Annotated in this window: 14 protein-coding genes; 8 read left to right on the forward strand and 6 right to left on the reverse strand. The window is 45.5% G+C overall.

The genetic code is table 11. The features are described 5' to 3' along the window. The first annotated feature begins 10 nt into the window (after window positions 1–10). The 4 genes from VIB_RS05685 to arsB all read left to right on the forward strand — a co-directional run bounded on the left by VIB_RS05685 (window position 11) and on the right by arsB (window position 3,758). Complete coding sequence (locus VIB_RS05685; RefSeq protein WP_004395017.1) at window positions 11–202, forward strand: hypothetical protein; 192 nt, start codon at window positions 11–13, stop codon at window positions 200–202. A 271-nt stretch (window positions 203–473) separates the two neighbouring features. Continuing rightward, window positions 474–860: an arsenite efflux transporter metallochaperone ArsD gene (gene arsD, locus VIB_RS05690; RefSeq protein WP_040904225.1), complete on the forward strand. Its 387-nt coding sequence runs from the start codon at window positions 474–476 to the stop codon at window positions 858–860. 9 nt (window positions 861–869) lie between these two features. Next, window positions 870–2,630, forward strand: a complete 1,761-nt coding sequence (gene arsA / locus VIB_RS05695) for an arsenical pump-driving ATPase (RefSeq protein WP_004395018.1) — start codon at window positions 870–872, stop codon at window positions 2,628–2,630. Between the two features lie 111 nt (window positions 2,631–2,741). Then, complete coding sequence (arsB, locus tag VIB_RS05700) at window positions 2,742–3,758, forward strand: ACR3 family arsenite efflux transporter (protein WP_004395019.1); 1,017 nt, start codon at window positions 2,742–2,744, stop codon at window positions 3,756–3,758. A gap of 137 nt (window positions 3,759–3,895) precedes the next feature. On the opposite strand, the gene phoU is transcribed toward arsB, so the two are convergent. From phoU to VIB_RS05725, 5 genes are all read right to left on the reverse strand, one after another. Further along, window positions 3,896–4,639, reverse strand: coding sequence for a phosphate signaling complex protein PhoU (phoU, locus tag VIB_RS05705; RefSeq protein WP_040904226.1), 744 nt, complete (start codon window positions 4,637–4,639; stop codon window positions 3,896–3,898). 24 nt (window positions 4,640–4,663) lie between these two features. Further along, on the reverse strand, window positions 4,664–5,485 hold the full coding sequence (pstB, locus tag VIB_RS05710) for a phosphate ABC transporter ATP-binding protein PstB (RefSeq protein WP_208855678.1): 822 nt from the start codon (window positions 5,483–5,485) through the stop codon (window positions 4,664–4,666). 24 nt (window positions 5,486–5,509) lie between these two features. Beyond that, window positions 5,510–6,892: a phosphate ABC transporter permease PstA gene (gene pstA, locus VIB_RS05715; RefSeq protein WP_224214055.1), complete on the reverse strand. Its 1,383-nt coding sequence runs from the start codon at window positions 6,890–6,892 to the stop codon at window positions 5,510–5,512. A gap of 4 nt (window positions 6,893–6,896) precedes the next feature. After that, window positions 6,897–8,282, reverse strand: a complete 1,386-nt coding sequence (gene pstC, locus VIB_RS05720; protein ID WP_004395023.1) for a phosphate ABC transporter permease subunit PstC — start codon at window positions 8,280–8,282, stop codon at window positions 6,897–6,899. 71 nt (window positions 8,283–8,353) lie between these two features. Next, window positions 8,354–9,376, reverse strand: coding sequence for a substrate-binding domain-containing protein (locus VIB_RS05725; protein WP_004395024.1), 1,023 nt, complete (start codon window positions 9,374–9,376; stop codon window positions 8,354–8,356). Between the two features lie 337 nt (window positions 9,377–9,713). On the opposite strand from VIB_RS05725, the gene VIB_RS05730 reads away from it, so the two are divergent. From VIB_RS05730 to arsJ, 4 genes are all read left to right on the forward strand, one after another. Next, a complete protein-coding gene (locus VIB_RS05730; protein WP_004395025.1) occupies window positions 9,714–10,055 on the forward strand; it encodes a metalloregulator ArsR/SmtB family transcription factor in 342 nt (113 codons plus the stop codon). 69 nt (window positions 10,056–10,124) lie between these two features. Next, a complete protein-coding gene (locus tag VIB_RS05735; RefSeq protein ID WP_004395026.1) occupies window positions 10,125–11,126 on the forward strand; it encodes an ArsJ-associated glyceraldehyde-3-phosphate dehydrogenase in 1,002 nt (333 codons plus the stop codon). Window positions 11,127–11,136: 10 nt separating this feature from the next. After that, window positions 11,137–11,631 carry a cyclin-dependent kinase inhibitor 3 family protein gene (locus VIB_RS05740; protein ID WP_040904227.1) on the forward strand — a complete coding sequence of 165 codons (495 nt, stop codon included), beginning with the start codon at window positions 11,137–11,139 and terminating at the stop codon, window positions 11,629–11,631. Window positions 11,632–11,684: 53 nt separating this feature from the next. After that, window positions 11,685–12,911: an organoarsenical effux MFS transporter ArsJ gene (arsJ, locus tag VIB_RS05745; RefSeq protein WP_004395028.1), complete on the forward strand. Its 1,227-nt coding sequence runs from the start codon at window positions 11,685–11,687 to the stop codon at window positions 12,909–12,911. 132 nt (window positions 12,912–13,043) lie between these two features. Here arsJ and VIB_RS05750 read toward each other — a convergent pair whose 3' ends face one another. Continuing rightward, the gene (locus VIB_RS05750) at window positions 13,044–13,940 is read right to left on the reverse strand and encodes a 1-aminocyclopropane-1-carboxylate deaminase/D-cysteine desulfhydrase (protein ID WP_004395029.1); all 897 of its coding nucleotides are present in this window, start codon (window positions 13,938–13,940) and stop codon (window positions 13,044–13,046) included. Window positions 13,941–14,375 lie beyond the last annotated feature (435 nt).

Genomic DNA, 14,375 nt, shown 5'->3' on the forward strand with positions numbered 1-14,375 from the left:
GGATACCATAATGCCAACCACATCAGCTGTTGCTCGCTCAAGCAAACCTATTGAAACGGGGTCTGTTGTTCACCCGCAGCCATTAACAGAATACTACTTACAACGCTTAGCGGTATGCCAATCTCGTTCAGAAAAGCAAGCGCTATTCGCTTTGATCCAACTATGCCAATGGCAACAAGAGATAAACAGTAAATCTAACTGAATAACCGCATGGCACCTTATTTACGCCCGCTCCTGACCCCCATCAAGAGGCAAGTAAGGTGCCATTTTTACGTTTTCCATTCATCGATGTTTCTGCAACACTTCACTTTGCTAGCTTGATTACGACTTCAACATGTTGTGCTTGACGAGCGCAAAATAAGATATATGATTTACCATATATCTGAAAAATCGAATGTGATAGCGCTCAATTCTTAGCCTAGCAGCGCCACTCATGATTCGGATCGTTTGTTGCTAATAAGGTTAATCTACCGATGAAAATTAATCGCTTAACGGCCAAAAAGAACAGCTTACATATTTATGATCCCGCTCTGTGTTGCAGTAGCGGAGTGTGTGGCGTCGATGCTGATCAAGTGTTAATCCAGTTTTCAGCTGATCTGGATTGGTTAAAACAACAAGATGTAACGATAAAACGTTTTAATTTGGCCCATGATCCGATGGCATTTGCTACCCAGCCACAAATCAAAACCTTACTTGAGCAACAAGGGGTTGAGCATTTACCCGCGTTTATCCTTGATGAGCAATTAGTGCTATCAGGACGTTATCCGACCCGAGACGAGCTAGCACAATGGTTTGACTTAGTGATGCTCACTAGTCAAAGCGACTCAAGTAAAGGTTGTCAATCACCCGGCTGTTGTTAGGAGAAGGCGATGAAATTTCTAAATGATTTACCCCCTTATCTGTTTTTTACCGGTAAAGGTGGGGTCGGCAAAACATCAATTTCTTGTGCCACTGCGCTGCATTTAGTTGAGCAAGGTAAGCGGGTGTTGTTAGTGAGTACCGATCCCGCTTCTAATGTGGCTCAAGTCTTTAATCAAGTGATTGGTAATCAAATCACCGCGATCACACAAATTGAACACTTATCCGCCATTGAAATAGATCCACAGCAAGCGGCTGAGCAATATCGTCAGCGCATTGTCGGACCATTGCAAGGCCTATTGCCTAGTGATGCATTACGCAGTATTGAAGAGCAGCTATCTGGGGCTTGTACAACAGAAATCGCTGCTTTTGATGAATTTACCGACTTGCTGACCAATCCAGAGCTTGCGCAACGTTTTGATCACATTGTGTTTGATACCGCGCCGACAGGCCATACGATCCGTTTGCTGCAATTGCCCGGCGCGTGGAGCAGTTTTATTGAAGCTAATCCCGAGGGTGCCTCCTGTTTGGGACCGATGGCGGGGTTAGAAAAACAGCGTGAGCAATATGCTCATGCGGTGAGTATGCTTGCTGATGCCAAGCAAACGCGCTTAATTTTAGTCGCCAGAGCGCAGCGCAGTGCATTAGAAGAGGTTGCGCGTACCTACCAAGAGCTGTATTCGCTGGGTATTAAGCAGCAGTGTTTAGTGGTCAATGGGCGAATGCCGGAGTCCGCCGCGCGTCAGGATCCTCTGGCGGCATCCATCAGACAACGAGAGCAAGCGGCACTACAAGCATTGCCTGAGATTTTACAAGGTTTGAGCACAGATACCATTGATCTTAAAGCGGATAATATGGTCGGTATTAAGGCATTAGCTTCCCTGTTACAAACGGAGTCTATTCTGGAGACGATGCCCACTCAAATCAGCCAAATCAAGCTTGAGTCGCCAACTTTGGCCAATATGATTGATGATATTGCCGAGGATAAACATGGTTTAATTATGCTGATGGGGAAAGGCGGAGTGGGTAAAACTACCTTAGCCGCGTCGATTGCGGTTGGGCTAGCCAATAAAGGTTTCGATGTTCATCTCACTACCTCCGATCCGGCCGCTCACTTACAAGCGACCTTACAAGGTGAGCGACCTAATCTACAAGTCAGTCGCATTGACCCACGAGAAGAGACCGAACGTTATCGTCAGCATGTCTTAGCGACGAAAGGCAAAAACCTATCAGCCGCAGAAAAAGCCTTGTTAGAAGAAGATCTCCGTTCTCCTTGCACGGAAGAAATTGCCACGTTTCAGGCTTTTTCTCGAGCGATTCGCGATTCCGCGCAGCGCTTTGTGGTGATGGATACGGCCCCGACGGGACATACGTTATTGCTCCTCGATGCGACAGGCGCTTATCATAAAGAAATTGCCAAAAAAATGGGTGATAATCAGCGTTTCACTACTCCGTTAATGCAGTTGCAAGATCCGAAAAGAACCAAGGTATTGATTGCGACATTGGCTGAAACCACTCCCGTCTTAGAAGCCAAACATTTACAAGACGATTTAGTCAGAGCCGGCATTCATCCTTGGGGATGGATAGTCAATAATGCCTTGTCGGTCGCGACTATTCAGTCTCCACTGCTCCAGCAACGGGCGCAACAAGAATGCCAGCAAATAAAACAGGTTAAGGATTACGCCCAACGTATTGCCTTAGTACCGATGTTGGTCAATGAACCAGTCGGTATTGAAGCGCTGAGTCAAATGGCGCACTCTGCTCACCAGTGAGAATCAATACGTATTCGCGCATCATCTCAATAATGGCTAAGCCAATCACCGATGATGCGTTATTTTTAGCTATTGAAATTTTATCAATCGAAAATGTCTAGGAGAGAAAACATGGGATTATTTGAGCGCTACTTATCCGTTTGGGTGGGGCTAGCGATCATTGCTGGTATTACGCTTGGCTCAATAGCGCCGGATGTCTTTGCGATATTTGCTCGCTTTGAATATGCGCAGGTGAATATTGTTATCGCGGTGCTGATTTGGTTAATGATTTACCCAATGATGGTGCAAATTGATTTTTCTTCGATTAAAGATGTCGGCAAAAAGCCCAAAGGTCTGGTACTGACTTTGGTGATCAACTGGCTGATTAAACCGTTCACCATGGCATTTTTAGGTTGGTTGTTCTTTAAGGTATTTTTTGCGAACTGGGTCGATCCACAAACCGCCAATGAATACATTGCTGGCATGATTTTACTGGGTGTTGCACCTTGTACGGCGATGGTGTTTGTGTGGAGTCAATTAACCAAAGGTGATGCAAACTATACCTTAGTTCAGGTGTCGGTAAACAATGTGATCATGATTTTCGCTTTTGCGCCTATTGCAGGGCTTTTGCTGGGGATGACCGACATCACCGTCCCTTGGGACACGTTATTACTCTCGGTGGCACTTTATGTATTGATCCCATTATTGGCTGGGATTTATACGCGGAAAAAACTCGATAAAGGCAATGATCATTCCCGATTAAACGCTTTTACCGCAAAGATGAAACCTTGGTCGATAATTGGTTTGTTGGCAACCGTGGTGTTGTTGTTTGGTTTTCAAGCCGAGACCATTCTCTCTAAACCGTTAGCGATTGTATTAATTGCGATTCCTCTACTGATTCAAACCTATGGTATTTTTGCGTTGGCTTACTTCGCCGCTAAGAAAATCGATTTACCACATAATATTGCCGCGCCAGCATGCATGATCGGCACTTCTAATTTCTTTGAATTAGCGGTGGCGGTGGCGATTGCTCTGTTTGGGTTACATTCTGGCGCAGCGCTGGCAACGGTGGTTGGCGTGCTGGTGGAAGTACCCGTGATGCTAAGTTTAGTCTGGTTTGCTAATCGAACTCGTCATTGGTTTAATTAATCACCCGATCGATTGGTCGCTGCCGAATAGAGCAGCGTTATGGATTATTCCCTCAATAAAAAACAGCCATCTCGGTATAGAAATGGCTGTTTTTCTCAGAGCTCTCAGATTGAGTGCGTTCGTCGAGTCAGAGAGAACTAATACTTTTTAGCCAGTAGTTCAGCCATCTCTTGGTCGGTCTTATGGCGGACATCTAAACCTTTGACAAAGTAGATAGTATATTCACAAACGTTGCGTGCATGATCGCCAATTCGCTCCACGGCACGGCCTATCCAAGTGATCTCTAAGATAGTTTGGAAATGAGTACAATTAAGCAGCATGTTTTGGTTGTTTTGGCGTAAAATCTCGCTATAACTGTTATCAATATGCTTATCCAACATTGCGGCTTCTAAGGCCGCTTCGGCATTCATATCATGAAACGCATCCATGGATTTTTGTAGCATATTAATCACGTGAGCGTTGATTTGTTCGAACTCATCTTCTTGCAGTTCGATACCCTCAAAGTAATTTTTCTTTCCTGGATGCTGATCTTTTAAACGCAATACGGCGTTGGCAATGCGTTTTGATTGATCACCAATCCGCTCTAAATCCATGATTGCCTTCATGATGGAAAAAATTGCTCGTAAATCTCGCGCTGCAGGTTGACGTTTGACGAGAATATCCACACATTTTTGGTCGATATTTAGCTCGAGCAGGTTGATCTGATGATCATTTTCTATTACCTGTTTAGCGAGTCGAGTATCACCAGTCATGAAGGCATTGAGTGCGTGGCGAACCTGTTCTATCACTAAGTCGCCCATATTAACCACAGAATCGACAATCGAGCGTAATTCGCTGTTGTAACTGTGTGAGGTGTGCCCATCAATACGATGAGTTGGCATAAATCTCTCCTGAAAAGTTGTTAATTAACCAAAGCGACCCGTGATGTAATCTTCCGTGCGGCTATCACGCGGGTTGGTGAATATTTCTCGTGTATCATTAAGCTCGACGAGATTACCCATGTGGAAAAATGCGGTTTTATCGGAGACGCGCGCTGCTTGTTGCATATTGTGCGTGACCATCGCGATGGTGTAGCTGCCTTTCAGTTCATCAATCAAATCTTCAATGATTGAGGTCGCAATAGGGTCGAGTGCCGAACAAGGCTCATCCATTAAGATAACTTCAGGATTGACGGCAATCGCGCGCGCAATACAAAGGCGCTGTTGTTGACCACCAGACAGCCCTGTCCCTGGAGCAGAAAGGCGATCTTTGACTTCATTCCACAGTCCTGCACGGCGTAAACTGTTTTCAACAATTTCTTCTAAGTCGGCTTTATTATCGACTAAACCGTGCAAACGAGGCCCATAAGCAATATTTTCGTAGATTGATTTTGGGAATGGATTCGGTTTTTGAAATACCATCCCCACTTGCGCACGGAGTTGTACGACATCAAGGCTAGGGTGATAGATATCTTGCCCATCCAAGGTGACAGAGCCTTCAACGCGTGCGCTATCAATGGTGTCATTCATGCGATTTAAACAACGTAGAAAGGTCGATTTGCCACAGCCGGAAGGGCCGATAAAAGCGACGACTTCATTTTCTACAATATCCATATTGATGCCATGCAAGGCTTGTGATTCACCATAGAACACTTTGACATCACGGGCGGCCATTTTGGTACTTTTTACCGCAGTGGATGACGATGCTTTACGCACAATATCAGGGTTAATCATCGGCTGTTTATTCATTACTGCTTCACTTATCATGTTGGGTTACCACCGTGTTTCAAAGCGTCGACGTAACCAGATGGCCAACGCATTCAGACTGATCATTAATGCTAGCAATACGATGATTGCAGCAGAGGTTCTTGCTTCAAAGAAGTTACGGAGTTCATTACCTTGCCATAAGAAAATTTGTACTGGCAAAGCGGTTGACTGATCCATCGGCGTACTTGGAATACTGGCAACAAACGAGTTCATACCGATTAATAACAGCGGTGCGGTCTCGCCCAATGCTTGTGCGATACCTAAAATCGCGCCGGTTAAAATTCCTGGAAGAGCCAGCGGCAGCACGTGGTGAAATACCGCTTGAGTTTTTGATGCGCCAATACCTAGCGCTGCTTGACGGATCGATGGCGGAATCGCTTTTAAGGTTGAACGAGTTGCAATAATCACCGTTGGCAGTGTCATCAGAGTTAACACTAAACCGCCGACAAACGGTGCGGATAACGGTAGTTTAAACCATAAAATAAACACCGATGCACCGAGTAGACCAAACACAATTGAAGGAACGGCGGCGAGGTTATTAATGTTCACTTCAATAAAATCCGTCAGTTTGTTTTTCGGCGCAAACTCTTCCAAATAAATGGCGGAAGCCACCCCGATCGGTACTGAGAGCACCATGACGATCAGCATCATAAACACCGAACCCATAAACGCACCCGCTAAGCCAGCCGACGCTAAAGAGCTGCGTGAGTCGACATTCATAAATAAAGCGGTGCTGAATTTATTCTGAATCACGCCACGGTCTGCCAGTTCATCAGCCCAAGCCCGAGTGCGAGCACTTAATTGCTGGCGCGAGTCGGGTAAATCGCGATCAATATTGCCTTTTAACCACACATCGACATTCGCATCGGCTAATAAATCTAAGCGTAGCGTTTTACCGATCAATGACGGGTCATTGACTAACATGTCGCGCAGTGCGAAACGTTCACCACTAGTGATTAAGCGTAAAGCATCACGTTGATAGCGGGGCGCTTCGGGTATTTCTTTGGCTAAACTATTGACGATAATTCGGTTGAAATTGACCATCCCCACTTGACCTTGCCAAGCGAGCATCCGTTGTTGAAATTCACCCGCGGACTCGCCACTGAGCTGAACGGGTTTCGGCTCAATATTGATTACCTCAGGATCGAAATAAACGTTCAAACTTACCGTCGCTTGCCAAAAAGCAGGAATACCTTTGGAAAAAACGGAAACAAACAGAATCAATACAAAGCTGAGGGCTAAGCCAACAGCTCCCATACCAAACGCTTTAAAACGACGTTCACTGGCGTGGCGTTTTTTGAGTGATTTAGCAATACGCAGTTGCGTTTTCTCACGTAGCTTATTCGTATCGCTCATTGATTGAGTTGAGGTTGGCATAATACTGTCCATGAAATTACTCATATTGTTCGCGGTATTTACGTACGATGACTAACGCAATGACGTTAAGAAATAGGGTAATCACAAACAGCGTTAACCCTAAGGCAAAGGCCACCAGTGATTGTGGGCTAGAGAAATCCAGATCGCCGGTTAATTGATTGACGATCGTCACGGTCATGGTCGATACGGCTTCAAAAGGATTGGCCGTTAATACCGGGCTATTGCCTGCAGCCAACACGACGATCATGGTTTCGCCAATCGCACGGCTGGCGGCGAGTAGTACGGCTCCGGTAATGCCCGGCAATGCCGCGGGCAAAACGACTTTACGTATCGTTTCTGATTTTGTCGCTCCTAGACCCAGCGAGCCATCTCTTAAGGCTTTGGGAACTTGGGTGAGGATGTCATCCGAAAGAGAAGAGATAAACGGGATGATCATTAACCCCATCACGACCCCTGCAGTTAGGGCTGACGTGGCACGAATATCAATATTTAATATTTCGCCTATTCCACTCAGAAAAGGGCCGACGGTGATCAAGGCAAAGAAGCCATAGACAATGGTTGGGATCCCTGCCAGCACTTCGATAATCGGTTTTGCCACAGAGCGAACTCGACTTGGGGCATATTCGGCTAAGTAGATCGCGGCCATCAAACCGACTGGAATGGCGACGGCAAGAGCGATAAGCGCAATCATGAACGCTCCCGCTAGCAGCGGCAGCATACCAAAACCACTTTGGCCGCTGGTGCCTACGGTTGAGAAGCGTGGATTCCATGTCGTACCAAAAAAGAAATCGAGTGGGTCGACAAAGCTAAAAAAGCGAAAGGCTTCTCCCAACATTGATAGCACAATGCCGATCGTCGTCAGAATGGCTACACCAGAACAAAGAATAAGTACGATGTGCAACGCACGTTCAACGTGGTTACGAGCTCGCAGATCTGGACGAATACGACGGGTACTAAAGACGACGCCCGTCGCCGCTAACGTTGCCATTAAGCTACTTAAGATAACGTGACTCGTAAATTGTACTTGTTGTAGGTATTCAGCCGCCGCGATTTGATAATCACTGAATTCACTCACTACGGCAAAGCCGCTGACTAAGTTATTCAATTGGTTCATCAATACGCGAGCGTGATCGGCGGTAGCGGGTTGAAACTCACTGGGGATACTGCTGAGCACTAAGTTTTGAATGAAATTAGGGGAAAATATCGTCCATAAAACAAACACTAAAAAAGCGGGTACGACAGCCCAAAGTAGGGTCAATACACCGTGATAAACTGGACGAGAATGCAGGCGTTGAGTCTGCCCGCTGCTGGTTGATGCCACTCTTTTACTGCGCACGAGCCCGAGCTGATAAGCCAAAGCCATGACTGCCAGTAGTACCACCATTAGCATCATATTATTCATAATTGTGATTACCTTTTAAAAGCAATAGTAAGAGAGACGTTAATGCCTCTCTTACTGAATTATTACTTTATTTATAAAGTCTTACGGTTGCGAATATCGTTTGAAACTTGCGCGCGCTCAGCGTCATCCATTGGGATTAGGCCAGCTTCTTCTAATGGGCTACCCATGCCACCAATCTGTTCGTTGACGAAGAATTGAGCGTATTCAAGTAGGCCAGGGACAACACCAACGTGGGCATTTTTGATATAGAAGAATAAAGGACGAGATACCGGATATTCACCCGTTGAAATGGTCTCTAAACTTGGAGTGACACCATCGACCGTTGCCACTTTTAAGCGGTCACGGTTTTGGTCATAGAAGCTGAGGCCAAATACACCTAATGCGTTACGCTGTGCATCGAGACGAGCCAGTGTTTCTGTATAGTCGCCAGCGACTTCCACTACGCGTCCATCGGTACGAATCGCGTTACAGAAGTTTTCTTTGGCTTTGCTATCCATGGCTTTGACTTCAGCAAACGTTGCACAACCCGGGTGGACAACTTTTTCTTCATACACTTCACGGGTGCCGTGGTTAGATCCAGGAATGACCAATAAGATATCTTGATCCGGTAGTGAAGGATCAATCTGTTTCCAGTTAGTGTAAGGGTTATTAACCATTTTACCGTTTTGAGGAATTTGCGCTGCGCCTGCTTTAAAAACATGTTCAGGTTTTAGTGCAAAACTGCCACTGTCTGTGCGTGAAGCAAAGACAATACCGTCATAACCGATTTTCACTTCGATGACTTCATTCACGCCGTTGGCTTTACAGTTTGCAAGCTCATTGGGACGGATAGCACGAGAAGAGTTAGCAATATCAATGGTGTTGACACCAACACCTTGACAAAACTGGCGAAGGCCGCCGCCTGAGCCACCTGATCCAACAATCGGTGTATTAAATTGAGCAAAAGTTTGCCCAAACTCTTCAGCAACGATTGATGAAAATGGCAGCACAGTCGATGAGCCAGCAATTTGGATAGTTTCACGAGCCATTGCAGGTGCTGAGATAGCCGTGGCGACGGTTGAGGCAAGCAATAGCGCGTTGCGTCCAAACTTCATAGTATTTCCCTCGTTCATTCACGTTGTTAACCGCTTTGGCATCATGCCTTTCAAGTTGCGGCTGTGTTTGGTTTAACTAAAACGGATTTTGGGTGGTTTGTATGACAGTAAAATGGAAGTTATATGACAATCATGTGACAGCGTAGGGAGAGGAGGGGGTGGTAGAAGCGAGTTTTTCAACCCGTTAGCGTAGGCTAGCACGGTAGTATGACGTTCTAATGGCATTACCAAGATGATCTTTTTGAATATGAAAATTTCATGACAACCGTTGGTTGAGGATTGACAGGGATAATAATGAACTTAATATATTCACATATCCATATAAGGTTGTGAGCTTATGTTACCTCATCAATTTTTTAAACTATTGGCTGATGAAACTCGAGTACGCTGTCTATTAATGATTGCTCGTGAACAGAACCTCTGCGTCGCGGAGTTAACGGCGGCATTAGAAGAGAGCCAGCCCAAAATATCGCGTCATCTTGCTTTATTAAGAGCGAGTGGCGTTGTCGTCGATGCCCGTCAAGGTCAGTGGGTATTTTATCGCTTATCTGATCAGCTACCTGGCTGGATGAAAAAACAGATCCAAGGTCTAGTGGATTCAAATTGTTTACGAGCGGAATACCAGCTTGATATTGAACGTTTGACGGCGATGAAATCACGTCCGCTATGTTGTGCCTAATTATCACCTTGCGATTTGAATCGATTGCAAATGGCTTGGATAACTTCATCATTATTAAGGAAATAAATCATGACGATTAAAGTAGGAATTAACGGTTTTGGCCGTATTGGCCGTTTGGCATTGCGCGCGGCTTATGATTGGCCAGAGCTGGAATTTGTGCAGATCAATGATGTAGCTGGCGATGCGGCAACGTTGGCACACTTATTGGAGTTTGACTCTGTGCAAGGTCGTTGGCATCACCCTGTCTTGGCTGATGGCGACAGCATCATTATTGGTCAACATAAAATTCAAACCTCCCAACAAAAAGCCATCGATGCCGTAGATTGGTCAGATTGTGATGTGGTGATTGAAGCGACGGGTAAACATCGTAAAACGGAGTTACTTAATCTGTATCTCGCTCAAGGCGTCAAGCGTGTGGTGGTTTCCGCTCCAGTAAAAGAGCCGGGTGTAGCGAACATTGTCGTCGGTGTTAACGATCATATTTTTAACCCAGACCAACACCGAATTGTTACTGCGGCATCGTGCACGACCAACTGCATTGCGCCGATTGTTAAAGTGATTCATGAAAAATTAGGCATCGAGCAATCCTCATTTACGACCATTCACGATTTAACCAATACTCAAACCATTTTAGATGCGCCGCATAAAGATCTGCGCCGTGCTCGTGCGTGTGGGATGAGCCTTATCCCAACAACGACTGGTTCGGCAACCGCGATTGTCGAAATATTCCCTGATCTGAAAGACAAAATTAATGGTCATGCGGTACGAGTACCACTCGCTAATGCGTCACTGACCGATATTATTTTTGATGTTAAACGTGATACCACCGCTGATGAGGTTAATGCTTTGCTTAAAGCGGCATCAGAGAATGAACTGCAAGGTATTTTAGGCTTTGAAACACGTCCATTGGTATCGATTGACTATAAAGGCGATCAGCGTTCAACGATTGTTGATGCTTTATCAACCATGGTGGTGGGTAAACGGATGGTGAAAATTTACGCTTGGTACGATAACGAAATGGGCTACGCAACGCGTACCGCTGAACTGGTGCGTAACGTTGGTTCAGTATAAGGAGAAGGCAATGACACATCCAACTTGGGAACTGCCGGTTACTGATCAGGCGGGATTAATACTCACGCCTTGTCCGGGCACAAAACAAACGGCGCTGACCGAAAGTATTGCGCAATTAAAAGCACAGGGGGTCACGGTCGTGGTGACGGCGCTGAGCCAACAAGAGATGCAAGAACATGGCGTTGGCCAATTGCCAGAAGAGGTAGAGAAAGCCGGACTGCTTTGGTTGCATGCCCCAATCGCTGATGATTGTGCACCGGATGAAGCTTTCCACGCTCGCTGGCAACACATTACGCCTTTAGTACATAAAGCCTTAGGTCATGGTGATAAAGTGGCGTTGCACTGTATGGGTGGTTCGGGTCGTACGGGATTATTAGCTGCTCATGTTTTGCTTGAGAAGGGCTGGCCACTGGAAACGATCATTGCCAAGGTACAGGCCCTACGTCCAGGCGCTTTCACTAAAGCGGATCAGGTCGATTATATTCATCAGTTTGTTGGTCAATAACCCCTAGTAAGAGCTGCATTGATGCAGCTCTTTTTCAAAAAGAGTGATCATCCATGTTGTCCCAATTCAATAACAGTGTGCGCCAATATATGTTGGTGACGTTCAATTACTGGAATTTTACCATTACCGATGGCGCATTGCGTATGTTGGTGGTGCTGTATTTTTATGATTTAGGTTATTCGACGTTAGCGATCGCTTCGTTATTTTTGTTCTATGAATTTTTTGGCGTGGTGACCAACTTAATTGGTGGCTGGCTTGGTGCAAGGCTTGGCTTAAATCGCACCATGAATATTGGCTTAGGTATGCAAATCATCGCATTATTAATGTTAGCCGTACCTGCCGCGTGGTTGACGATCCCGTTAGTGATGGCAGCACAAGCGCTCTCTGGTATTGCCAAAGATCTCAATAAAATGAGTGCAAAAAGTGCCATTAAAACGTTGCTTCCAGATAATGCACAAGGGGCGTTATATAAATGGATAGCTATTCTGACGGGGTCAAAAAATGCGTTGAAAGGCGCTGGTTTTTTCCTTGGTGGTGTCTTGCTCTCGCTGATCGGTTTTCAATACGCAGTGCTGGCGATGGCTGGCGTATTATTGGTCGTCTTTGTTGGCAGTATTGTTAGTCTACAAGCCGATATTGGCAAAGCCAAAAATAAACCCAAATTTTCAGAAATTTTTTCCAAATCACGTAGCGTGAATATTTTATCGGCGGCGCGGATGTTCTTATTCGGAGCTCGTGATGTCTGGTTTGTGATCGCTTTACCGATTTATCTTGGTAGTGTATTTGGCTGGGATCACAGTGCCGTGGGCGGATTTTTAGCCTTGTGGGTAATTGGCTATGGTGTTATCCAAGGGTTTGCGCCGAAAATCACCGGTAGTGCTTCTGGTCAAGTGCCGGATGGTCGTTCTGCCATGGGGTGGGCCGCTTTATTGGCTTTCGTCACTGGAGTGATTGCTTACAGTATTCAGGCCCAATGGCACCCGCAAGTGGTGATCATCGGTGGATTATTACTTTTTGGTGCGATTTTCGCGGTTAACTCCTCCTTGCATTCTTATTTAATTGTCAGTTATGCCAAAGGAGATGGGGTGTCATTGGATGTTGGTTTTTACTACATGGCCAATGCGATGGGGCGCTTGATTGGCACCATTTTATCCGGTTGGGTATTTCAAGAGTGGGGATTAGCCGCGTGCTTGTGGGTTTCCTTTGCTTTCTTGTTACTGACCACCTTAATTTCGATCGGATTACCGAAAGTCAAGCCACAGGATAGATTAGCGACCTAATTGACGGGGCTTGTCCGTTGGGGCTGCAGCTAGATGGGTAACCGTTGGTATACTACCCCATCAAACTGCAGCTTCTACTTTTTTGCTTTCAAAGTATCTCTGTCGGCTGCAGATGTTTTCTCGTTTTATCTTTTATTCCCCACACAAACGCTGATAACGAGGTAGCATACTTTCATTACCTAACAACCCGCCTTGGTGAATATAGATCAACGAATATGGTTGGTGATCCGGTAGCCAATCAAGTAGGCAACGCCACATCAATGGGTCGTACAGCAAATCAAACTCAACATGAGTTTGCTCATAGAGCTGCTGCCAAATTTGATAATCCTCGCGATATAAATGACCAAAATGATGTTTATGCGAAGGTTCGATAATCGTTGGATAAAGCGTATCTGCGAGTTGTTGCCATTGCTGGCGTAAATAATCCGCACCACCGACACAAGGACAAGTAATTACTTGGATATCATGAGGTTGCAGTGCCTTTTGTAGGTAGAGTGAGGTTGCTCCGGTGCCTGAAGGTAGGGCAATGATCCATTGTTGCTTAGGTTGCTGCTGGATCCATTCAAGTAATTCAAGTGCTAACTGTTTGACTCCATATTCTGCTAAAGGTGATCGACCACCTTCTTCAATAAATAGACAATCTTGATCCGGTTTACGTTGTTGAACGATGTAATCATAGGGATGTGAGATAGCTTGATCTTCAGTGCTGATAACCTGCGCACCTAGTTCGAGCGCTGCCCGATAGTTACCGGTTGGCCGTTGTTGGAGCCACTTAGGGATCCGATGGACATAATATTCTAATTTCCAACCACGGATCGCCGCGAGTCCTGCTAGTGAATACAAAGAATTCGCTTGCACGGATCCATAGCTAATTAAAGTGGTGATCGCTGGCGCTTCCAATTCGAGTAGACCAAGAAATTTACGTGCTTTATTGCCGCAAAATTGTGGATGCAATTTATCATCACGTTTTAAATAGAAATCCACACCTTGAAAGCGATGCTGGGTGATTGGGCTATGAGAGAGCTTCATGAATTCATGGGGTATTAACAAGTCAGCAGAGCATTATACGCTTTCTTAGCCATTAGCGGTATGAGGTGCAAAAAAAAGCCCAGAATAAAATGAACTGGGCGGATACAAACATAGGAGTTAATAAGGAAAAAGCAGCATTTACCTTGCCACTTGAAGCATCGACGGGATTCGCTCAACCTTCAAGTCGTATCGGTATCGTGTAGTTGCCAGTGACCAAGAAAGTTCGACGGCCGTAAAACTCTGAATGCTCTACCAACTACACTAAGTCAGACTGGATGAATAACAAAGAGTTCCCAAATAATAGAAAAATGTTCAAAAAAAATGATTATTTTCCTTTGTTCTTGCTCGAGAACCTGAAATGCAGAGAAGTTATGTTGATTTATCACGGATTTTATATGATGGCGACTATCTGGTCGGACCATGTTTAAAAAGTGT

The organism is Vibrio metschnikovii CIP 69.14 (assembly GCF_000176155.1).
Taxonomy (GTDB): domain Bacteria; phylum Pseudomonadota; class Gammaproteobacteria; order Enterobacterales; family Vibrionaceae; genus Vibrio; species Vibrio metschnikovii.

Bases quoted from the DNA above. Each gene is read 5' to 3' on its own strand.
- VIB_RS05685 (WP_004395017.1), top strand. From the start codon at position 11: ATGCCAACCACATCAGCTGTTGCTCGCTCAAGCAAACCTATTGAAACG.
- arsD (WP_040904225.1), top strand. From the start codon at position 474: ATGAAAATTAATCGCTTAACGGCCAAAAAGAACAGCTTACATATTTAT.
- arsA (WP_004395018.1), top strand. From the start codon at position 870: ATGAAATTTCTAAATGATTTACCCCCTTATCTGTTTTTTACCGGTAAA.
- arsB (WP_004395019.1), top strand. From the start codon at position 2,742: ATGGGATTATTTGAGCGCTACTTATCCGTTTGGGTGGGGCTAGCGATC.
- phoU (WP_040904226.1), bottom strand. From the start codon at position 4,639: ATGCCAACTCATCGTATTGATGGGCACACCTCACACAGTTACAACAGC.
- pstB (WP_208855678.1), bottom strand. From the start codon at position 5,485: ATGAATAAACAGCCGATGATTAACCCTGATATTGTGCGTAAAGCATCG.
- pstA (WP_224214055.1), bottom strand. From the start codon at position 6,892: ATGGACAGTATTATGCCAACCTCAACTCAATCAATGAGCGATACGAAT.
- pstC (WP_004395023.1), bottom strand. From the start codon at position 8,282: ATGAATAATATGATGCTAATGGTGGTACTACTGGCAGTCATGGCTTTG.
- VIB_RS05725 (WP_004395024.1), bottom strand. From the start codon at position 9,376: ATGAAGTTTGGACGCAACGCGCTATTGCTTGCCTCAACCGTCGCCACG.
- VIB_RS05730 (WP_004395025.1), top strand. From the start codon at position 9,714: ATGTTACCTCATCAATTTTTTAAACTATTGGCTGATGAAACTCGAGTA.
- VIB_RS05735 (WP_004395026.1), top strand. From the start codon at position 10,125: ATGACGATTAAAGTAGGAATTAACGGTTTTGGCCGTATTGGCCGTTTG.
- VIB_RS05740 (WP_040904227.1), top strand. From the start codon at position 11,137: ATGACACATCCAACTTGGGAACTGCCGGTTACTGATCAGGCGGGATTA.
- arsJ (WP_004395028.1), top strand. From the start codon at position 11,685: ATGTTGTCCCAATTCAATAACAGTGTGCGCCAATATATGTTGGTGACG.
- VIB_RS05750 (WP_004395029.1), bottom strand. From the start codon at position 13,940: ATGAAGCTCTCTCATAGCCCAATCACCCAGCATCGCTTTCAAGGTGTG.